Origin of the sequence: Mesobacillus sp. AQ2 (assembly GCF_030122805.1) — a bacterium.
In the GTDB taxonomy this organism is placed as follows: Bacteria; Bacillota; Bacilli; order Bacillales; family Cytobacillaceae; genus Mesobacillus; species Mesobacillus oceanisediminis_A.
The window spans coordinates 1,128,144-1,147,296 of the sequence record NZ_CP126080.1 but is presented as its reverse complement, the minus strand read 5'-3'; the positions used below and the strand labels follow the sequence as shown (position 1 = coordinate 1,147,296).

At 45.9% G+C, this 19,153-nt stretch carries 18 protein-coding genes, 1 pseudogene and 1 riboswitch; of the genes and pseudogenes, 4 read left to right on the top strand and 15 right to left on the bottom strand.

Features of this window, described 5'->3' with window-relative positions; genetic code table 11:
* Nucleotides 1-33: 33 nt before the first annotated feature.
* The 7 genes from QNH36_RS05675 to QNH36_RS05645 form a co-directional block, all read right to left on the bottom strand.
* Nucleotides 34-459: a hypothetical protein gene (locus QNH36_RS05675; protein ID WP_144475069.1), complete on the bottom strand. Its 426-nt coding sequence runs from the start codon at nt 457-459 to the stop codon at nt 34-36.
* An 88-nt stretch (nt 460-547) separates the two neighbouring features.
* A complete protein-coding gene (locus QNH36_RS05670; RefSeq protein WP_283904911.1) occupies nt 548-1,738 on the bottom strand; it encodes a M14 family zinc carboxypeptidase in 1,191 nt (396 codons plus the stop codon).
* Between the two features lie 81 nt (nt 1,739-1,819).
* Nucleotides 1,820-2,395: a TetR/AcrR family transcriptional regulator gene (locus QNH36_RS05665; RefSeq protein WP_251543818.1), complete on the bottom strand. Its 576-nt coding sequence runs from the start codon at nt 2,393-2,395 to the stop codon at nt 1,820-1,822.
* A 3-nt stretch (nt 2,396-2,398) separates the two neighbouring features.
* Complete coding sequence (locus QNH36_RS05660) at nt 2,399-3,115, bottom strand: MBL fold metallo-hydrolase (RefSeq protein WP_144475072.1); 717 nt, start codon at nt 3,113-3,115, stop codon at nt 2,399-2,401.
* Nucleotides 3,116-4,177: 1,062 nt separating this feature from the next.
* Complete coding sequence (locus tag QNH36_RS05655; RefSeq protein ID WP_283904910.1) at nt 4,178-4,900, bottom strand: amino acid ABC transporter ATP-binding protein; 723 nt, start codon at nt 4,898-4,900, stop codon at nt 4,178-4,180.
* Nucleotides 4,897-5,553, bottom strand: a complete 657-nt coding sequence (locus tag QNH36_RS05650) for an amino acid ABC transporter permease (RefSeq protein ID WP_144475074.1) — start codon at nt 5,551-5,553, stop codon at nt 4,897-4,899. The genes QNH36_RS05655 and QNH36_RS05650 overlap by 4 nt, the downstream gene beginning before the upstream one ends.
* Nucleotides 5,554-5,706: 153 nt before the next feature.
* Nucleotides 5,707-6,537: a basic amino acid ABC transporter substrate-binding protein gene (locus QNH36_RS05645; protein WP_144475075.1), complete on the bottom strand. Its 831-nt coding sequence runs from the start codon at nt 6,535-6,537 to the stop codon at nt 5,707-5,709.
* Nucleotides 6,538-6,712: 175 nt separating this feature from the next.
* Here QNH36_RS05645 and QNH36_RS05640 point away from each other — a divergent pair, with 175 nt between their 5' ends.
* From QNH36_RS05640 to QNH36_RS05630, 3 genes and pseudogenes are all read left to right on the top strand, one after another.
* Complete coding sequence (locus QNH36_RS05640; RefSeq protein WP_251543826.1) at nt 6,713-7,084, top strand: VOC family protein; 372 nt, start codon at nt 6,713-6,715, stop codon at nt 7,082-7,084.
* A 107-nt stretch (nt 7,085-7,191) separates the two neighbouring features.
* Nucleotides 7,192-8,406, top strand: coding sequence for an MFS transporter (locus QNH36_RS05635; protein ID WP_251543828.1), 1,215 nt, complete (start codon nt 7,192-7,194; stop codon nt 8,404-8,406).
* A gap of 126 nt (nt 8,407-8,532) precedes the next feature.
* Nucleotides 8,533-9,329, top strand: a pseudogene (locus QNH36_RS05630) (formate/nitrite transporter family protein).
* 63 nt (nt 9,330-9,392) lie between these two features.
* On the opposite strand, the gene QNH36_RS05625 reads toward QNH36_RS05630, so the two are convergent.
* The 4 genes from QNH36_RS05625 to QNH36_RS05610 all read right to left on the bottom strand — a co-directional run bounded on the left by QNH36_RS05625 (nt 9,393) and on the right by QNH36_RS05610 (nt 16,335).
* A complete protein-coding gene (locus tag QNH36_RS05625; RefSeq protein ID WP_283904909.1) occupies nt 9,393-10,397 on the bottom strand; it encodes an ABC transporter permease in 1,005 nt (334 codons plus the stop codon).
* A gap of 1 nt (nt 10,398) precedes the next feature.
* Nucleotides 10,399-11,895 (bottom strand): sugar ABC transporter ATP-binding protein, encoded by a 1,497-nt coding sequence (locus QNH36_RS05620; protein ID WP_251543835.1) that lies wholly within the window; start codon nt 11,893-11,895, stop codon nt 10,399-10,401.
* 231 nt (nt 11,896-12,126) lie between these two features.
* Nucleotides 12,127-13,227 carry a sugar ABC transporter substrate-binding protein gene (locus tag QNH36_RS05615; protein WP_283904908.1) on the bottom strand — a complete coding sequence of 367 codons (1,101 nt, stop codon included), beginning with the start codon at nt 13,225-13,227 and terminating at the stop codon, nt 12,127-12,129.
* A 102-nt stretch (nt 13,228-13,329) separates the two neighbouring features.
* Nucleotides 13,330-13,434: riboswitch (SAM riboswitch) on the bottom strand.
* A 156-nt stretch (nt 13,435-13,590) separates the two neighbouring features.
* Nucleotides 13,591-16,335 (bottom strand): dynamin family protein, encoded by a 2,745-nt coding sequence (locus QNH36_RS05610; protein ID WP_283904907.1) that lies wholly within the window; start codon nt 16,333-16,335, stop codon nt 13,591-13,593.
* A 299-nt stretch (nt 16,336-16,634) separates the two neighbouring features.
* Between QNH36_RS05610 and QNH36_RS05605 the strand changes: the two genes are divergently transcribed.
* Nucleotides 16,635-17,219 carry a hypothetical protein gene (locus tag QNH36_RS05605; RefSeq protein ID WP_144475082.1) on the top strand — a complete coding sequence of 195 codons (585 nt, stop codon included), beginning with the start codon at nt 16,635-16,637 and terminating at the stop codon, nt 17,217-17,219.
* Nucleotides 17,220-17,252: 33 nt separating this feature from the next.
* Here the strand turns inward: QNH36_RS05605 and QNH36_RS05600 are convergent, their stop codons facing one another.
* From QNH36_RS05600 to QNH36_RS05585, 4 genes are read right to left on the bottom strand one after another with little or no spacing between them, the layout of a single operon-like run.
* Nucleotides 17,253-17,468 (bottom strand): hypothetical protein, encoded by a 216-nt coding sequence (locus tag QNH36_RS05600; RefSeq protein WP_144475083.1) that lies wholly within the window; start codon nt 17,466-17,468, stop codon nt 17,253-17,255.
* Nucleotides 17,469-17,522: 54 nt separating this feature from the next.
* Nucleotides 17,523-17,720: a hypothetical protein gene (locus QNH36_RS05595; protein ID WP_144475084.1), complete on the bottom strand. Its 198-nt coding sequence runs from the start codon at nt 17,718-17,720 to the stop codon at nt 17,523-17,525.
* Complete coding sequence (locus QNH36_RS05590) at nt 17,713-18,240, bottom strand: Rieske 2Fe-2S domain-containing protein (protein WP_251543845.1); 528 nt, start codon at nt 18,238-18,240, stop codon at nt 17,713-17,715. The genes QNH36_RS05595 and QNH36_RS05590 overlap by 8 nt, the downstream gene beginning before the upstream one ends.
* A gap of 18 nt (nt 18,241-18,258) precedes the next feature.
* The gene (locus QNH36_RS05585; protein ID WP_251543847.1) at nt 18,259-18,999 is read right to left on the bottom strand and encodes an Mrp/NBP35 family ATP-binding protein; all 741 of its coding nucleotides are present in this window, start codon (nt 18,997-18,999) and stop codon (nt 18,259-18,261) included.
* Between the last annotated feature and the right edge of the window lie 154 nt (nt 19,000-19,153).

The following is a 19,153-nucleotide window of genomic DNA, read 5'->3' as shown; positions in this document are numbered from 1 at the left end:
CAGGCAAAAAAAGCATCGGGCGACCGATGCTTTTTAGCTGTTTGTATAGTATTTTTCCAAAAGCAGAAAATCCCTCGTCTTTTGAATTTCAATATGGTTAGCAAGGGCGAAATCTTCAAGCTCAGCAATCAACTGACCGCTGTAAAAGTAGGCAACACCAATATTGAAGCCTCTCCTTACCTTTACCACTGCATTTTTCGTCGTCCAGCCGATCCGGCCGAACTTTACTTTTTTGATTTTCTCAGATGTAAGTATTTTTTTGTATATCATAATATTAGCGATGGTTATTTTATATTCAATCTGATGGGATGATAATGTTAAATGAAATCTCAGCAGACTAATCATAACTAAAGTAATCGGAATCAGAAATTGAAAGAACTTGTTGAAATTTGAAGAAAAAGGCATAACAACTAACAGAGAATACATTATGTATATTGGTGGCCTGCCTGAATAAGTCATCTGACTCCCCCCTTGCACAAAACAATTTTACCAGATAAATCCAAATAGAGATACAGAAAGGGACCACCTTTTCAGGTGATCCACTTTATTAAAGGTATAAACCTGCCAGGAAGATTCCCAGGGCTTCTTCATAAATCTCATCGAACTGAGACAGTGGCAGAGGGTTGATACCGAACCCAAGCTCCACTGTGAAGCCAGGCCGGCGCCAGTCCTGGATGAACCAGTCCTTGTATCCGGCATAGCTTTCAATGGTTTTTACTGGCTGGTAGCCGCTTACCCTGGCGAATTCATTAACCATTGCATCCGATTCAGGCGGCTCGAGGTTTTCAAAGCCCCAGTAGATGACTTCGCCCTGGGTATGGAAGGCGAGAACCCTTGAGAAATCGCGCTTGCGTGTAAGTTCTGCCATGGCGATTGCTTCCGGCTCCGATAACGGCTTTTCGCCAACATAATCCCTTGGACCAGGCTGGCTTGGATTCCTGGCTTTTTCTTTTTCCCATTCTGCTGGGAATTGATCATTCAGGTCCACTCCTCTTATATTCGCCTTCCAGCCGCTGAAGTCCATGCTGCCTTTATTCCATTCTATTACTCTTTCATTCCATGGCTCCTCTTCAGGTGGTCCGTTGAGTACGAGGTCGACACCATCAGGGTTGACCATAGGGACAATCGACAAAGCCGTCTGGTTGTATAAGTTCAGCATTGACAGCCCTCGTATCGAGGTTTGGTTTGTCAGCGCCAGAAGGTAGTCATTTAGAAACGTCATTAGGACGGGAGTAGTGATCCATTCATTCGCATGAAATGCCCCATTGTAATGGACCTTTTTATTGCCATCCCCGACCAAAGCTTCAGGAATCCTTTTTCCTAATACAGAATTTCCGATCGATGGCACTCTCATAAATGGGTATACACTTTCCAATCGTCTTAAATCATTCATCAAAGAGCTATAATCGTAATTTTTTTTACCCTGGACAATCCGCCAGGTAATCCTTGTTGGAACTTTGATCATCTGGCCAATGTACAATCCCTTTGGATTGATATTCCGATTGGCCAGCAGCAGAGCATCCACCTGGATATTTCGGCTCCGGGCGATTTGCCAGAGAGTATCTCCTGCACGGATTCGATAATCCACAGCGGCATAACCGGGAATCTTCACAGTCCGGCCCACAGTCAGTGCGTTCGGATCCAAATCGCGGTTGGAATCTATGATCAACTGGAGCGGGATGTTGAAAAGGTTGCTGAAATACCAAAATGAATCTCCTCTTCTCACATATATATCCATAGTGCGCCTCCTGTTCTTTCAAAAGTTGCATCTATACATATGTATGTGAGTACCCATTGAAACTATTTCAGAAGATGAAAATTAACCTGATATTTTCATGCCCCGGAGGAAGGTCTTTACTGCAAGCCTATAGCTTTCATCCAGGTCAAGGGGCATTCCAAAGCCGCCTTTCTGTTCGAGAGAAGCGAAACCGTGCATGAGGCTCCTTAAACCGCGCACTGCATGAATGGCTCCCTCGTCTGACAAACTAGAGGGCTGGATTGTGGATATGACAAGCCTGACAATTCTCTCGCCAGCATGATTGACTTTTTCATCTGAAGGATCGGGAGCAGACAATGCAAATTCATAAAGGCCGGGATTTTCCCTGGCAAAAGATAAATAGGCATCTGTTATCGCCAAAACTGATTCCTCACCTGGAGACTTTTCCAATGCTTCAGCCTCAAGTCCGTTATACAGTTTTTCAAGTGAAAACAGAGCGAGTTCCCTTTTGATTCCTGGAAGACCATCAAAATGGTTATATAACGATGGTGGTTTGATATTAAGTTTCTTTGCCAGCAATGCAAGCGTTACTTGATCACTTCCCTGCTCATTCGCAAGCTGAGCTGCTGCCATTACAATGGTCTTTTTATCGAGTGCGATTTTCGGTCTTGGTGACATTTCCTAAACTCCTTTGTTCCGTAAAAATTCTTCTGCCTTTTGGATAGCTTTTTCAATGAGAGCCACAGGTCCACGAAGCAATTCCCCATGGCCTACAGCCAGAATTGCTGGTTTTAGCTCGAGAACTTTTTCCGCGCTTTGCAATGCCAGTTTCCTGTTCCATGTAGCCATCGCCGGAAAAGGAAACCATGGTACTGTCACACCAGATACAGCTATTCCCCCTCTTGTCTGGAAGGCGTCACCTGCAATTAGGGAGTTTGTTCTTTTATCCAGGAAAGACATTGATCCAGGTGTGTGTCCTGGAGTTTCAAATGCGATTAATGAGCCGATTTCATCCCCTTCGCTGAGGAATACATCAGGTTTTATGTTAATGTTCTTCGGTACTCCTCCTCGAATCGGTGTCTGAGGTTCAGATGGATCAAGTGAGGTATCACCGGCAAGAAGGCGTGAATCACGGACAGAGATATAAACTGGGACATCAAGCTTTTCCTTCAATTCAGCAAGTGCTCCAATATGATCACTGTGAGCATGGGTCAAAACAATCCTTTTGATCGGTTTCCCAATTTGTTCTGCAGCATGCAAAATTGGTTTGGCACTGTTCGGCAGTGCTGCATCAATTAAAGTCAGCCCTTCCTCTTCCTCGATAAAGTAACAATTTACCGGAAAAATTCTTGGCATGAATGTTAACTGGTATAGAAAACCCTCTTTGATTACCCTCATTTAAAACCCCTCCAGCGTAAAACTAATATCATTAGTTTTACTTTAACTAATTACGTTAGTTAAATCAATCTTTATTTGGTAAAATATATAATTAGTAACCTTATGTGGATAGATTAACCTGCAGAAGGGGATCTCCCGGCCTGAATGCTACCCTTATGGGGACGGTTTTGACTGCATAAGGGTATCTACCGGCCTGAATGGTACCCTTATGGGGACGGTTTTGACTGCATAAGGGTATCTACCGGCCTGAATAGTGCCCTTATGCGGATGCTTTTGCCTGCATAAGGGTATCTACCGGCCTGAATAGTACCCTTATGGGGAGGGTTTCACCAGCATAAGGGTATCTCCTGGCCTGAATGCTACCCTTATGGGGATGCTTTCGCCTGCATAAGGGTATCTACCGACCTGAATGGTACCCTTATGGGGATGTTTTTGCCTGCATAAGGGTATCTACCGGCCTGAATGGTACCCTTATGGGGACGGTTTTGACTGCATAAGGGTATCTACCGGCCTGAATAGTGCCCTTATGCGGATGCTTTTGCCTGCATAAGGGTATCTACCGGCCTGAATAGTACCCTTATGGGGACGGTTTTGACTGCATAAGGGTATCTACCGGCCTGAATAGTGTCCTTATGCGGATGCTTTTGCCTGCATAAGGGTATCTACCGGCCTGAATAGTACCCTTATGGGGACGGTTTTGACTGCATAAGGGTATCTCCCAATTAGAATGGTACCCTTATGGGGACGGTTTTGACTGCATAAGGTTATCTCCCGGCCTGAATGGTTCCCTTATGCGGATGGTTTGACTTGTATAAGGGTATCTCTCAATTTGAATGGTACCCTTATAGGGATGCTTTCGCCTGCATAAGGGCATCTACCGGCCTGAATAGTACCCTTATGTGGACGGTTTTGACTGCATAAGGGTATCTCCCGATTTGAATAGTACCCTTCTGTGGATAGAGCAACCTACATAAGGATATCTTCCAAAAGAAAAATACGGTTAAAAACTTTTCGATCATCGCCAAAAAAGAAGCCCACCTTCAAGCGGGTTTCCCTTCCGTCCTATAAAACCTTACTTAAGAAAGCCTTCGTCCGCTCGTGCTGTGGGTTTTCGAAAATATTCTGCGGCTGGTTCTCTTCTATGATCAGCCCGCCGTCCATGAAGATGACTCTGTCACCGACTTCTCTGGCGAAGCCCATTTCATGTGTGACAACGACCATGGTCATTCCTTCCCTGGCCAGCTGCTTGATGACTTCGAGCACTTCTCCGACCATTTCCGGATCGAGGGCGGACGTTGGTTCGTCGAAAAGCATGATTTTTGGTTCCATTGCGAGGGCGCGGGCGATGGCCACTCGCTGTTTTTGGCCTCCTGACAGTGAGTCCGGATATGCTTCCGCTTTTTCACCAAGTCCTACTTTTTTCAGCAGCTCGATTCCTTTGGAACGTGCCTGCTCTACCGAAACCCCACGCACCTTGAGTGGCGCCAGCATGATATTCTCAAGCACTGTCTTATGAGGAAACAGGTTAAAATGCTGGAACACCATCCCGACTTCCTCGCGCACTTTGTTGATATTGATTCCTTTATCGGTAATGTCCACTCCTTCGATTTTCACATGGCCTGCAGTGATGGTTTCGAGGAGGTTAATACAGCGAAGGAAGGTTGATTTTCCGGAACCCGATGGCCCGATCACCACAACAACCTCCTGCGGCTGGACGACTACGTTTATTCCATTCAACACCTTGTGGCTTCCAAAAGATTTTTCCAAATCAGTCACTGTGATCATTCCGTTTTCAGCCTTCTTTCTAGCAGATTTAATAAAAAGCTTAACGAAAGTGTCAGGATCAGGTAAATCACTGCTGCGGTGAGGTACGGCTCCCAAACCCGATAATATTGCCCGGCCATCGCCCTGCCCCAGTACATGATTTCCGGCGTCGCGACGATAGCCGCCAGTGAAGACTCTTTGATCAGCACGATGAATTCATTTCCAAGCGGCGGAATCATCCGTTTGAATGCCTGGGGAAGAATGACATATCTCATCGCCTGGACGTGTGTCATCCCAAGCGAACGGGCAGCCTCCATCTGGCCGCGGTCGATCGATTGGATGCCGGCACGGAAAATTTCTGCGATATAGGCTGCCGCATTCAGTGACAAGGCAATGATGGTAGCGGCAATCCCGTTTGTTTCTCCAAGAAACATCGGGACTACCCCAAAATGGATTAGCAGGATCTGGACAAATAACGGGGTCCCGCGAAAGAAAGTGATATACCAGACAAATGGCCAGGCCAGCAGCTTCCGGCGCTGCATTTTGCCAAGTCCAATGAACAAACCGAGGATTGTCCCAATTAAAATTCCTGCCAATGAAAGCCCGATGGTCAACAGCGTACCTTTTACCAGATAAGGAGAGTATTCAATAATAATATCAAAACGAAAATCCATAGCTTGCCCCCCAACGCCCCTGGTCCGGAGCGGATTTTTTCATAGGCTGTCCCGCCTGATAAAAAAATGCGTAACGCTGTGTTAAGAGTTACGCATCTTTGCAGTTTCATAGATTTCAGGTTTTACTTTAATGCCTTATCTTGATTTCAGGTTTTACTTTGATGCCTTATTTTGTTCTGCCTTCAGCATTTCGATGTTCGGCTTCTGGCCGAACCATTCCTGATAGACTTTCTCATAAGTGCCGTTCTCGACGATTTTCTTGATGGCTTTATCAAAGTCCGCTTTCAGATCGGTTCCTTTTGGAAAAAGGATGCCGTAGTATTCAGCATCGAAACTGCCGCTGTCTTCGATGACCTTTAACTTTTCATCCGGATTGTTCTTCGCATAGACTTCAACAACTCCATTGTCTGCCACGACTGCATCCGCTCCGCCTGAGAGCATTTCCATGATTGCCAGGTTGTTATTATCGAATTTCTTGATGTCCTTATTGTTTTTTCCAAGCAGTTTATCCATTGCTTCCTGCCCGGTGGTCCCGTTCTGAACAGCCACTACCTTGCCTTTCAAATCTGCGGCGCTTTTGATGTCGCTGTCTTCGCGGACAAGGATTTTATTGGTGGACAGGAAATATGGCAATGAAAAATCATAAGTCTGCTTTCGCTCGTCATTGATGGAGATAGACGATACGGCAAGGTCGGCGCGGTTGCTGCCAATCTCAACGAAAATTGGATCCCAGCCGACATTATCGAACTTTAGTTCATAACCTGCTTCCTTCGCTGCGGCCTTCAGAAAATCAACGTCGAAACCAACAATCTTGTCGCCCTCCATATATTCAAATGGTGCGTATGCTGCATCGGTTACGACCCTGAGTTCCTTTTTCCCGGTACCATTCGTTTCGCTTGATTCGCTTGATTCGCTTGAGCCGCATGCTGACACAACAAGCGCTGCAATTGCCATCATGATCATGGCAAAGAATCTTTTTCTCATTCCTAATGCCCCCTCTTGTAAAAAACGTACAAAACTTTACTAATTTATATGAGGGCGATGAGGCTTGTATTACTCTAAAAGAGGATAAGAAAAACTTATCCTTATTTATTGATAACCCGTCATTTCCTTATGCTTCTGACAAGAATAAAATAGGAATAGATAAGGAGGGATTCATATGACTTATAAATTTAAAGCGATTGACCATGTACAGCTTGCAGCCCCGAAAGGCACTGAAGACCAGGCAAGGAAATTTTTCAGTGGGATATTAGGTTTTGAAGAGATCGAAAAGCCTGCTGAATTGAAAAAGCGCGGCGGCGCCTGGTTTCAATTCGGCTCCTGCCAGATCCACGTTGGGGCCGAGGCGGATTTTGTTCCTGCAAAGAAAGCCCACCCGGCGTTTGAAGTGGAGAATATTGAAGAGTTGAAGAAACATCTGTCTGGATCCGGAGTGGATTACCTCGAAGATGACAAATTACCAGGCGCAAACAGGATTTATGTTTCTGACCCGTTTGGCAATAGAATTGAATTGCTTGAGTGGGTCCGCTAATCCGAGAAACCCGCCTTTGCTTGCTGTATTGGTTTTCAATACAGCAAAATTTTGGTATAATATTTAGAAAAGCGAAATATTCGTACTGAGAAAGAAGTGTTGATGGTATGACCCAGCAGCAAAAGGCGAAACGTAACCTGATGATCATGTGGTTCGCCAATTTCTTCATCGCAGGCAGTATGACAATGGTAATGCCTTTCCTATCCTTATACATTGAGTCGTTTGGAGATTTTTCGGAAACATATGTCCAGAACTGGTCAGGTCTTACATTCAGCATCACATTCGTTACAGCTTTTCTCTTCTCTCCCATCATCGGAAGGCTGGGAGACCGATTCGGACGTAAGAGAATCCTGATTTTCATGGCCTTTGGTATGGGATTATCTGTCTTCCTGCTCGGTTTTGCTTCCTCGGTGTGGCAGCTATTTTTACTTAGAATGTTCATGGGCTTGTTTTCAGGCTTCATTCCGGTATCACAGGCACTCGTTTCAACACAGACGCCAAAGGAACAGGCCGGAAAAGTACTGGGAACCCTGCAAACAGGCAGTATCACAGGATCATTGCTTGGCCCGATGATCGGCGGTGTCCTGGCCGACTCTTTAGGCTATGCGACAACCTTCCAATCAACATCTGCCTTTATCATCCTGTCCGGATTGCTTGTTTTCCTGATCATGGAATATAGAATTGATATAAAAAAGGGCAGCAAAACAAATTACAGCCGCAAAGAAGTGCTTCAGCATATCTTCAAAAATCCAATCATGGTCAATGTCCTGCTCATGTCCATGCTCGTGCAGATTGCCCATTTCAGCATCCAGCCTATCCTCTCCCTGTATGTCGGTGAGCTGCATGGCCATGAAAACCTGGCATTCTATTCTGGCATTGCCTTTTCGGCAGCTGGTCTCGGCAATCTGCTGATGGCCCGGAAATGGGGACAGATTGCAGACAGAATTGGCTATATAAAAATCCTTGTCCTCCTCCTGTTTTTATCAGCGATCATCTATCTGCCAGGCGGCTTTGTCACGAATATCTGGCAGCTCGTCCTGATCCGGTTCATGCTAGGAATCACAATCGGAGGCATCATCCCTGTAAGGGTTGCCTATATCAGGCAGGAAGCTCCGGTCGCAATGCAGGGCGAAGTGCTTGGCTATAACACAAGTCTCCGCTTCTTCGGGAACATCATCGGCCCTGTGCTCGGCGGCTTCCTTTCGGGTTACCTTGGTTTCACGTCGGTGTTCGTCCTTACGAGCGGTCTTCTGCTTGTAAGCGGACTCGTCCTGTTCGCTTCGATGCAGCGGAATCCGCAATACGTAAGGGATACTTTTTAATATGGAAAAAGACTGGATCTAACGTATTCAGTCTTTTTTTCATAGTGCACTGTTTTTCACCCGGCAATCAGGGAAGTATTTACATAGGAGAGTAAGTTTGAGGCAGAATACTCTTATTACATACTGATGACAGGTGGTTTTAATTTGGAGGCACAAGCGCTGCAAGAGGTTGAGAAACTTGCCCTGAAAAAGCATAAGATTTTCAGGCAGAGCAAAATTCGCTATCTCGCAAGGGCGGCTTTGGCGTCGATGTTCATTGGCTTTGGAGTAATTGTTGCGTTCAAGACAGGGAATCCATTTTATATGGAACACTCGCCCTTTGCCTACCCTATAGCTGCCATTACCTTCGGTGCTGCGATCATCCTGATTGCATACGGTGGTGGTGACCTGTTCACAGGGAATACCTTCTACTATACGTTTGCGGCACTGAGGAAAAAGATGGCATGGCTGCAGGTGACAAGGATGTGGATTTTCAGCTATATCGGTAATATCATCGGCGCCGCTGCGTTTGCTTTTTTGATTTACACCACGGGATTGTTTGATGATCATTCAGTGAATGGATTCTTGTTGAGCGTCGCTGAAAAAAAGACACTCGCGCCAACCTCAGAGCTATTTTTCAGGGGGATTCTCTGTAACTGGCTCGTCTGCCAGGCATTCTTCCTGCCAATGTCGATGAAGGGCGACGGCGCAAAGATGTTCGCTATGGTGTTTTTCGTGTACTGCTTCTTCATTTCGGGGTATGAGCACAGCATCGCCAATATGTGTACCTTTGCGATCAGCATGGTTCTCGACGACCCGCAGTCTGTTACCTTTGCGGGTGTGATCCATAATCTAATCCCGGTGACGATTGGCAACCGATCGGCGGCGGAATCATGATGGGCTGGATGTATTACTATGCGAACTCGCCGTTTTTTGAAGAATGAGTGTTTGACAAAAGGAAAAGCCGGATTTGGGTAGCTGCCAAATCCGGCTTTTTCACTTGCCGATCAATGCTTCTGCTTATAATACGTGATTCCCAGGGCAAAGGCCAGCACGGTTCCCTTCACGATATCCATCGCATAATATGGCACGGACATCATCACAAGGCCATTTTGCAAAATGCCGATCAGCACTGCCCCGATGAAGGTTCCGAATGCGTTCGGCTTGCCGGCCCCGAGGACGGAAAAGCCGATAAAGGCAGCGGCCACGGCATCCATTAAATACGGCGAACCCGCATTGATTTCTGCGGTCATGACACGGGATGCCAGAACGATTCCGCCAATTGCCGCGAATAGGGCCGAAAGCAGATAGGCACCTGTTTTATAGCGGTTGACCGGAATGCCTGAAAGTCTCGCCGCTTCCTTGTTCCCTCCGATGACATACATATAGCGGCCATGCTTTGTATAGGTCAGAAAAATATGGACGATGATCACGGCAACAGCCATGATTAGAATAATCCACGGAACCTGCCCTATTTTTGCAAAAAATGGACTGATTGCCCCTGTTGAAAAACTGCCATCTGGCAGGATCATGTTTTCCGAGACCGTCGCGCCCTTTGTATACGTCAGCGCCGTTCCCTGGATGATGAACATCATCGCAAGTGTCATCAGCATGTCCGGAATCTTCAGCTTGACGATCATCAGCGAATTAAGTGCACCCACAATCAAGGCTGCCGCGATCGCGGATAAAACGGCAATCAGGGTGTTCTGCGAAAACCAGACGAACATCGAGATGACAACCGCATTTGATAACGAGGCCACAGAACCGACCGATAAATCAAAGCCATCCACCGTAAGGGAAATGGTGATGCCGATCGCGATGATCGTAACGATGGAGATCGATCTTAAGATATTGATGACATTATCGCCGTTGATAAAACTTGGGTTCGCAGCCGCGAAGACAGCGATCAGCACAAAGATCGTCAAGATCGTCCCGTATTTGTAAAGGAACTGGAACAGCTCAAATGCCTTTTTCGGCGGCGTTTCCTGATGCAATGGGAGTTTGGCTTCCATCCTATCTGCCTCCTGTTGAATAAAATAATAGTTCTTCTTCCGTTGTTTCGGCGGTTTCGAGTTCCTTGACCGGTTCACCATCATAGAGCACGTAAACCCGATCCGTGATGCCGACGATCTCTGACAGTTCTGAGGAAGCATAGATGATTCCCTTCCCCTCAGCTGCCAGTTTCGCAATCAGCTCAAAAATATCTCTTTTCGCGCCAACATCGACACCCTTTGTCGGCTCGTCAAAAATATACACATCGGCATCGGCAAGCAGCCATCTGCCAATCGCCACCTTCTGCTGGTTCCCTCCAGATAAGTTTTCAACTTTGGCCGACTCTGATGGAGTCTTGATGCCGAGAGCTTTTATGTATTCCTGCGCTGTGTTCTTTTCAGAACGCCGGTCGATAAAACCAAATAGTTTGGAGAACTTTTTTAAGCTGACGGCTGTCAGATTGGAGCTGACCGATTCTGCTACCAGGACACCTTCCTTACGGCGCTCTTCCGGAACCAGCGCCATTCCGCTTTTTACTGCCGCATGCGGGCTCGTCAGTTTGAGTTCTTTTCCATTAAGCCTCACTGTACCGCTTACGGTTTGTGACGCGCCAAAAAGCGCTTTGCACAGCTCCGTCTTCCCGGCACCGACCAGGCCGGCAATCCCGACAATCTCCCCTGCATTTACATGGAATGAAGTGTTTCTTACTTTATCCCCATCCGATAGGCCTGCCACTTCAAGCAATTGATTACCGAATGTATTGGATCTTGCCGGAAACTGATCTTCCATCCGCCGCCCAAGCATATATTCAATCACCTGCGGTGGATCTACTTCCGCAGTTTCCCTCTTTGCAATGAACTCGCCATTCCTCATGATCGTAAGCTCATCGCATAATTCAAAGATTTCCGGCATCCGGTGGGAAATGAAAATGATCCCTACATTCCTTCTAGCCAAATCGCGGACAATCCGGAACAGTTCCGATGTTTCGATATGGCTGAGCGGAGCGGTTGGTTCGTCAAGGATCAGAAATGAGCAATTGCTTGAAATCGCGCGAGCAATCAAAACAAGCTGTTTTTCCGCGAGCGTCAGTTCCCCGGCAAGCTTTTTAACAGGCAGCTTAAGGTTCATGCCTTTAAGAATGTCTTCTGCCTGCTGAAACAACTGCTTCCAATTCATCCAGTGCCTGTTGTCCAAATTCTGAACCGTTTGATTGAGCATGATATTCTCGCCCACTGTAAGCGACGGGATGATGGCTGTATCGACCTCCTGGTAGACTGTCTGGATTCCGAGCTTTTGCGCATGTGCTGGCTTCCTAATTTCCGCATACTCGCCATCAAACTGGATTTCTCCCGTGTAATGATCATGCGCGCCGGAAAGCACCTTCATCAATGTAGACTTGCCTGCGCCGTTCGCGCCGATCAATGCGTGGATCCTGCCAGTTTCCGTATTGAAATCCACACCGTTCAGCGCCCTTACGCCGGGAAACTCAATACTGATGTTTTTCATTTCAAGTATCATCCGTGTTCCCCCTCCCTTCCATTCTGCAAAGCAGACACTCTCTTTTGTTTGAGAGTGTCTGTCTTGTTTCTCTTAACTGGAAAAAATCGCACAGAATTTCTAGTTCGCTATAAAAATTAGAATCTCGCTATATAATCGAAAAAGTCGCTATATAATTGGAAAACTCGCTATATAATCGAAAAAGTCGCTAAAAAAGTCGTTATAAAACTTATCAGACAACCCTTTCAATGGTTATTTCTTATAGTGATCCTTCAATTTTTTCATCCAATCTTCTAAAAATGCATCCGATTTGCCCCATTCGTCGATGATTTCTGCGAGGTTGGCCATGTTAACTGGATTTTTTGACTGCTGAAGCTCTTCCTGTGATATCAGTGAGGCTTCAAGGTCATAAGCTGCAGGTGTTTCTTCGCCAGCCAGCTTTTTCGCCAGCAATCTCATATTCACTTCACCAATCAGCTTCGGATCAACGGCTGCTGTGTATTTCCATGGGCTGCCTTCTGCCTGGATTTCCTGAAGGTCAGCATTGGAAACATCAATTCCGTAAATCTTGATTTCATCGCGCCCTGCTTCCTTAATGGCACGAGCTGCGCCAATCGCAAATGCATCCCATGTCGCGAAGATCGCATCAATTTCTCCTTTTGGATGTTTGTTCAGCATCGCTGCCACTGCATTCTGCGTTTGTACACTTGTATCGGCTGCGGCAACTCCAAATCTCTCAACCTCTTTGATTCCAGGGTTTGCCTTCAGCGTTTCCTGATAAACTTTATTTCTTCTGACCATTGGCGGGAAGCCATCGACCCAGAGGTAAACGATATTCGCTTCACCATTTTGGTCCTTCACAAGCTGGTCGAGTGCCTGGGTTGCCAGTGCTTCGTCATCCTGGGAAGTAAGTGTTACACCTTCAACCTTGGCAAGGTCAGGATTCGAATCGAACGTCACGACACTTTTGCCCTTATCCGTCAATTTTTTTACATCATCTACAGTTGCTGCGTCATCACCATGTGAGATGATGAATCCGTCATAGTCCTGCTGCAGCCCCTGGTTGATGGCGTCATGGAATTTTGCTGTATCTCCATTAGCAGTAAAGACGTCCACCTTGAAGCCAAGCGCCTCGCCTTCAGCCTTCGCTCCGGCTAAAAACTGTGCAGTATGATCATCTCCGCCAATCTTGCGGATGACTTTGATTTTGACTTCCTCACCTTTTGCAAAGCGCTCCGGAACTCCCTCAACAGGACCGCTTACCGTCTTCGTTTCTCCTCCGCCGCAGCCCGTCAGCAGCAATGCTGAGGCAACCGCCGTTAAAAACACCTTTTTAAATCCAACTCTTTTCATCTGCATTTCCCCCTTAATGTGTCTGCTCAGCTAACCCAAATAAAAAAACCTCTCCAGAAAAGAGAGGTTTCGAACGCAAAATGATGAAAAGGTCAGATTCCTCTCTTATCTTCCAAAACATATCGTTTTGCAGGATTTAGCACCAATTCCTGATGGAACGGTTGCCGGGCGTCATAGGGCCAGTCCCTCTGCCACTCTTGATAAGAGAATTTCGTTATTAAATTAATCTGGCAAATTGATAAACTTTACTTTAAACTCCTGTAATCATATTGTCAATACTATTATGAAAATTAAATTTATATTCTTAGAAAAGCGTCTCAAAAAAAAAGAAGACCCCCAAATCCGGGAATCTTCTTTTCAAAATCAACCTCTGCCCGCTGCGGTCATCCATTCAGACTGACGAAGTTTCACTTCATAAAGCGTCAATGGATCGCGGTACAATTCCGGGTTGACTCTCAATTTTTCCAATTCATTTTTACCGTGTTCGATTTCGTTCTTAGCTTCTTCTACAGATTCTTCTAGAACGATGAAAGGCTGTTTGAAGAACAAGTTCACATCGCGTTCAATCGATTTCTCGAAGATCTCGAATTGCTGCAGGAATTTCTTGGCGATGGTTACGCCAATTTCATAATAATCCTCTGTCTCCAGATAGGATTTATACCTGTTATAAAGCATCGTATTGTTTTGCGGCAGGACGCCAAGCAGCTTTCCGGCGCTTTTCAGGAAAAAGGCTTGAGGGGTCGAACGGTTCATGATGTTGACCTTTTCATAGTGAACCCCATTCGTCATCCGGTCCGCATCACGGCGCCAGTCATCAAGTACCCTGAAATCACAGTCAAGACTGATCCTTTCTTCTCCGTACATCGAATTAAAGCCCTCTGCCATTTCGTCCAGATAATTCTGGCTCTGGTCAAACTCATCTTTCGAAAATTGGATCCAGTCATTCAAATCGGAATGGAATTTTGGCAATACCGTTTTTTCCAGATATTCTTCGATTCGCTTGTTCATTTCCTGATCCATTTCCGAATGGATTTTACCAAAATCACTATCCTCCGTCACCAAGTCAGAGCAGCTGCGCAGTAATTCTGGAACCTTCTCGATGATTTCCGCACGCGTCTCATCCTTGATTTTACGGAATGACTTCTGGATGGAGCGGGACTTTTCCTCTTCAATATCGCCTAACTGATTGATGGCACCATTCAGCTTGCTGACCATTTCCTCATTCCAGCTGATGGACTCCATATGGTTATTTTCGAGTTCAACCCGCTTATCGAGCAAATACGTGATTGCTCGTCTGACAAAGAACTGCAGTTTAGCAGTGCGTTCCTGGTCAAGATCGACTGCGTTTCTAGTTGTTTTAATAAAATTGGAGAAATCCTTCAGCTGCTGGGCATTATCGTAATTGGATGAGAAGGCGAACATTTTTGCATCCGGATAGTATTGGCTGACCTCTGCCCATGCCTGGTCAAAAACTTCCGCTGCTTCCTGCTGTCCGTATATCACATCAATCTTATTCAACAGGAAGTGAATGTTCAGATCCGGGAAAAACTCTGATATTTTCCCGAGTATCTCCCTTTCTCTTTCCGTAAAAGGATCACTCGCATTAAGAACGAACAGCAGACTATCGGCAAATCTCAAGTAATTATAGAGCGGATGCCTATCATAGTTATTGCGGTTGACACCCGGAGTATCAATCAACGCCAGGTCATGATCGCGCAGGAATGGGAAGTCTGCCTTGAAATCAATGATGGTTTCATTCTTATGATTCTTGCGGCTGACACCTGCTGCCTCCTTGAAGTCCTCAATATCCGTGATCTGTCTTATTTCCGTATCAGTTATTTCATGGGCTGCCGGGTTTTCCTGATCCATGAAACGGATGACCGCTGCAGTCGGAGCAGTAAGCAATTTTTCGCCCACGACCGTGTTGACGAAGGAAGACTTTCCATTGCCTGACACGCCGGCGACCAGCATATTATGGACATTGGACTCGTGTAACTCCTGGACCATCCACTTAATCTTGTTGCCAACCTCAATCCCGTGCTCTTCTGCCCATTTGATGATCGACTCGAACAACATCATGCTATCCTTATAGCCATCATGGTACTCATTCGAGTTCAGGACTAATGTCTCTGCATCATGTATCGCCGAAGCCGTAATCGATCCTGGAAATACCTCATTCCAGGCAATGATGGATGACGCTGCGACAAGGCTGTTCACCGGGCTTGTTATTTTCAGCCAGTTGGTCAGCAATTCCGGGATCAGCGGCGATATTTCCTTGATCAGCATGTCTCCATTAATCAATTCGAAATAGCTTTCCTGATAGACCGCTGAAAGCTCTGTCCAGCCATCTCTCCTGTTTCCGTCCATCCCGCTGAATAATTGATTGAATTCCCTTAACCATGCCATGTAGGTGCTCTCGTTCCGGTAGCTTTGCCATAAGGATACAGCGAGCTGTTCAAACCGGCTTCTGTCCACCTGGAATAACACGGATAATGCCTCGTTAAAATAATTAGGGGCGAACTGGGCGGTGCGTCCCTGTTCAACATACTGGGTCAAGATATCAAACCATTTTGCCGAACCAGTCCGGATTCCCTCATTGACAGCAAGCTCGACCGCATTTCCCCAGTCATTTTGCTCCTCGAAAAACGAACGGGCGATTTCGGTCACACCTGGATAATCCGGATCAAGTGCTACAGCTTTTTTGATGACAGCAACTGCTTGATCGAGCTTTCCCTGCTCGATGTAAAGTGATAATAGCTGCAGGCCGCTCTCGATTTTCAGTACATCGCTTTCTGTCTCAATCGAAAGGAACAGCTCTTCCGCCGATGTCAGCAGGCCAAGCTCCAGGAACGCATCCCCCATATTCTTTTTTGCCCAGGGCTCCAGCTCATTCGTGATGTTTTCCCATTTAAAAATAGCCGCTTCATAGTCTTTATGGTGAAAATAGACCTCCCCCTGCGCAAAACGGATGTTTGCCAAGTCAGGCATATCATTCTTCTGCTCGGCAAGGTAAAGCTCTCCAAGTACCTGGACTGGGTGTGTCCTGTTACCTGAATCCATATAGGTTTCAAAATACGACTTATTGATTAATTGCTCTTCAAATGTCATGACTTTCCTCCGACCTCTCGATAATATCAATCCATAAAAAGAGCCCTCAGACTCCTTCAGGCATGAAAAATTGTTTTAGATAACTATTCTTTTTCCCTTTTGCGGCTTGCACTCAAACCTTATCATTGTATTCTATCAAACTATTTTTCATTCAATATTTCAGTAAGCTTTCAGTTGTGCTACAAGCACTGAAAAAAATGTAATGATTTTAATAATCCATCCAGTAATTTGGCAGTTCTAGTCGAAAAATAAGGGACTTCTATATCTTTCGTACTAGCTTTCTTCTTTCTGGGGTTAAAATGAAGTTTGTCACACCGCTCATAGGGCAAAATCATTATAATGAAAGGTACAAGACGACCGAAAAGGAGATTGTTATGCTGACTTTAAAAATAATGGGCACTCCCAGCGACCATATTGCATCAGAACATATAAAAAACCAAACTGTGATCATGAACAATAAAACACTTGCCACCATCAAGGGAACAGGAAATGAAGTGGAATTCCACATCGATCCATATCTGGACCTGGATGAATTCCAATTTTTGCGGGATATCGTCATGGAGTTAAGCTACGGGAATGAAGATGCCATTGATGAAAGAGGCTGCCAGCTCGGCTACCTGGAGAATGGAGAAAAGGCCTTCTTAATTAAAAATTGGGAAGAGTGGAAAGCGTTCCTGATGAAAGCGAAGCTCCGGACGTTAGAAGGCCAAAACGTTCAGGCTTTGAACGAAGCAGGCGAGGAGCTCGGGGCCGGGATTCTGGCCGAGTACGAAGTCGAAGCGAGCCCATTCCGGATTAGGAGCTGTACTTTGATCACCTTGTTTGGTGAAAGGAAATTCGAAGGGGACAATATCCGAATTGTGCCGACTAACCAGTTCGGTTAAACAGAAAGAGCAGCGGTTCACCCGCTGCTCTTCTTAGTTTTCCTTTTGCAGCTCATCGATCAGCTGCTTCGTCCGTTTTGCATTGCCTTCGGCGAAATTCTCCAGACGTTCCTTCAGTTCAGGATCGTCATGGACGCGCTCGGCCGTGATCAGGTAGGTCCTCATCAAATCTTCTTCCATTTGGACCGTGTTTTCCAAAACATCCTCAATGCTTTCCTTTTGGCTGTCTTGATGAAAAGGATTCTTCATCTCAATCCTCCCTTTTAGATTGAAAGAAACTCTCCTTTTATCTTCGCCGGCAGATTACTTTTTATACTCTGCCTTCCTCCACATGAAGAAAGCAGTTGTCGCCAAAATCGTGGAAATCAAAGCGACGATCACCGCGCCGTATACACGCTCATCTTCCTGGCCATAATATCCCTCAATCGCGTTCGAGAGGGCGACGACATTGACTGCAAGGAACAGGAAAATCGAGAAGAATGCTGCTCTTTTTTTATCCATGCCTTACTTCCCTCCCAACTGCAAACACCTTTCCATCCTTGATTTCAAGCAGGATTTTCGGAAGCTCTCGCTGCGGAGGTCCTGCCATCGGCTGGCCGCTGTCTACATTGAAATAGCCTTTGTGGCATGGGCAGAGAAGGACGTTTTCCTTATGCTCGTAAAAAACAGGGCATTGCAGATGTGTACATTTATTGTTGTAAGCGACGAATTTGTCATCCGGTGTCCTGACCAGAATTGCCGGTTCATTTTTCGTCGGGTAGTTGAAGTTCCTGGATTCGCCGATTGCCAGGTCATTGATATCGGTAACTTCGACCCGCTTCACTTCACCGTTTTCATCGCGCAGGAAAGTGAAAATCCCAAATGGTGTCGTTGCCAGCCCGATTGCGACGGTTGCACCAAAGGAAGCCTTCAGAAACGCCCTTCTATTTAAATTGACGTCGTCCTTCCGATTCAGATTATCGATCAGCTTGATCATATCTTTATCATCTTCATGATGGTTCTGCTTTTTATCATCACTCATGGCCATATCCTCCTGTTCCTAGAGCTGAAACTTAGCATCGATTTTTTCTGCCAGGTTCAAGTATTCCTTGAATAGCGCTGTGTTTTCCGCAGCAATCGCAGGAGTCTCACTGTTCTCATCCGCTTCCTGGATCGGCAGCTGCCCCAATAGTTCCGTACCCAGCTGTGCTGCTAACTCCTCGCCGCCGCCTTTTCCGAAGATGTAATACTTCTGTTCGCTGTCTTCAGGCTTGAAGTAAGACATATTCTCGACTACACCGATAACTTCATGCTTGCTCTTGATCGCCATCGATCCTGCGCGTTCCGCTACGAAAGATGCTGCTTTATGAGGCGTCGTCACGACGATTTCCTTGCTCTGTGGAATCATCAGGTGCATATCAAGCGCGACATCTCCGGTGCCAGGAGGCATATCAAGAATGAAATAATCCATTTCACCCCACAGCACATCCTCGGTAAAATGCTGAATCATTTTTCCAAGCATCGGTCCGCGCCAAACGATCGGTTCATTGTCCTTCACCAGGAAACCCATAGACATCACTTTAATTCCGTTCGATTCAACCGGGATGATTTTTCCGTTGAACGTTTTTGGCTTTGTATCTATATTCAGGATTTTCGGTACACTGAATCCATATATATCAAGGTCGATGATCGCCACTGACTTGCCAAGCTTTTGCAATGCAAGCGCAAGATTCACTGATAATGAAGACTTGCCGACTCCGCCTTTTCCGCTTGTCACCGCCAGTACATTTCCTTTTAACATTTGAAAGCACCTCTTTTTTTGGTTGGGTTATTATTCCCTACCTTATCTAAAATTGCTTGAAACCCTTTACTGGAAAAAAACGCTGATTATTTCCAGTTCGCCAATATAATTTTATTTTCGCCAATAACCATGTGGTTTTCGCCAATAAAATCAA

Excerpts from the sequence above, each read along its gene's own strand:
- QNH36_RS05675 (WP_144475069.1), bottom strand. The coding sequence starts at position 459 with ATGACTTATTCAGGCAGGCCACCAATATACATAATGTATTCTCTGTTA.
- QNH36_RS05670 (WP_283904911.1), bottom strand. The coding sequence starts at position 1,738 with ATGGATATATATGTGAGAAGAGGAGATTCATTTTGGTATTTCAGCAAC.
- QNH36_RS05665 (WP_251543818.1), bottom strand. The coding sequence starts at position 2,395 with ATGTCACCAAGACCGAAAATCGCACTCGATAAAAAGACCATTGTAATG.
- QNH36_RS05660 (WP_144475072.1), bottom strand. The coding sequence starts at position 3,115 with ATGAGGGTAATCAAAGAGGGTTTTCTATACCAGTTAACATTCATGCCA.
- QNH36_RS05655 (WP_283904910.1), bottom strand. The coding sequence starts at position 4,900 with ATGATCACAGTGACTGATTTGGAAAAATCTTTTGGAAGCCACAAGGTG.
- QNH36_RS05650 (WP_144475074.1), bottom strand. The coding sequence starts at position 5,553 with ATGGATTTTCGTTTTGATATTATTATTGAATACTCTCCTTATCTGGTA.
- QNH36_RS05645 (WP_144475075.1), bottom strand. The coding sequence starts at position 6,537 with ATGAGAAAAAGATTCTTTGCCATGATCATGATGGCAATTGCAGCGCTT.
- QNH36_RS05640 (WP_251543826.1), top strand. The coding sequence starts at position 6,713 with ATGACTTATAAATTTAAAGCGATTGACCATGTACAGCTTGCAGCCCCG.
- QNH36_RS05635 (WP_251543828.1), top strand. The coding sequence starts at position 7,192 with ATGACCCAGCAGCAAAAGGCGAAACGTAACCTGATGATCATGTGGTTC.
- QNH36_RS05625 (WP_283904909.1), bottom strand. The coding sequence starts at position 10,397 with ATGGAAGCCAAACTCCCATTGCATCAGGAAACGCCGCCGAAAAAGGCA.
- QNH36_RS05620 (WP_251543835.1), bottom strand. The coding sequence starts at position 11,895 with ATGATACTTGAAATGAAAAACATCAGTATTGAGTTTCCCGGCGTAAGG.
- QNH36_RS05615 (WP_283904908.1), bottom strand. The coding sequence starts at position 13,227 with ATGAAAAGAGTTGGATTTAAAAAGGTGTTTTTAACGGCGGTTGCCTCA.
- QNH36_RS05610 (WP_283904907.1), bottom strand. The coding sequence starts at position 16,335 with ATGACATTTGAAGAGCAATTAATCAATAAGTCGTATTTTGAAACCTAT.
- QNH36_RS05605 (WP_144475082.1), top strand. The coding sequence starts at position 16,635 with ATGAAGTTTGTCACACCGCTCATAGGGCAAAATCATTATAATGAAAGG.
- QNH36_RS05600 (WP_144475083.1), bottom strand. The coding sequence starts at position 17,468 with ATGAAGAATCCTTTTCATCAAGACAGCCAAAAGGAAAGCATTGAGGAT.
- QNH36_RS05595 (WP_144475084.1), bottom strand. The coding sequence starts at position 17,720 with ATGGATAAAAAAAGAGCAGCATTCTTCTCGATTTTCCTGTTCCTTGCA.
- QNH36_RS05590 (WP_251543845.1), bottom strand. The coding sequence starts at position 18,240 with ATGAGTGATGATAAAAAGCAGAACCATCATGAAGATGATAAAGATATG.
- QNH36_RS05585 (WP_251543847.1), bottom strand. The coding sequence starts at position 18,999 with ATGTTAAAAGGAAATGTACTGGCGGTGACAAGCGGAAAAGGCGGAGTC.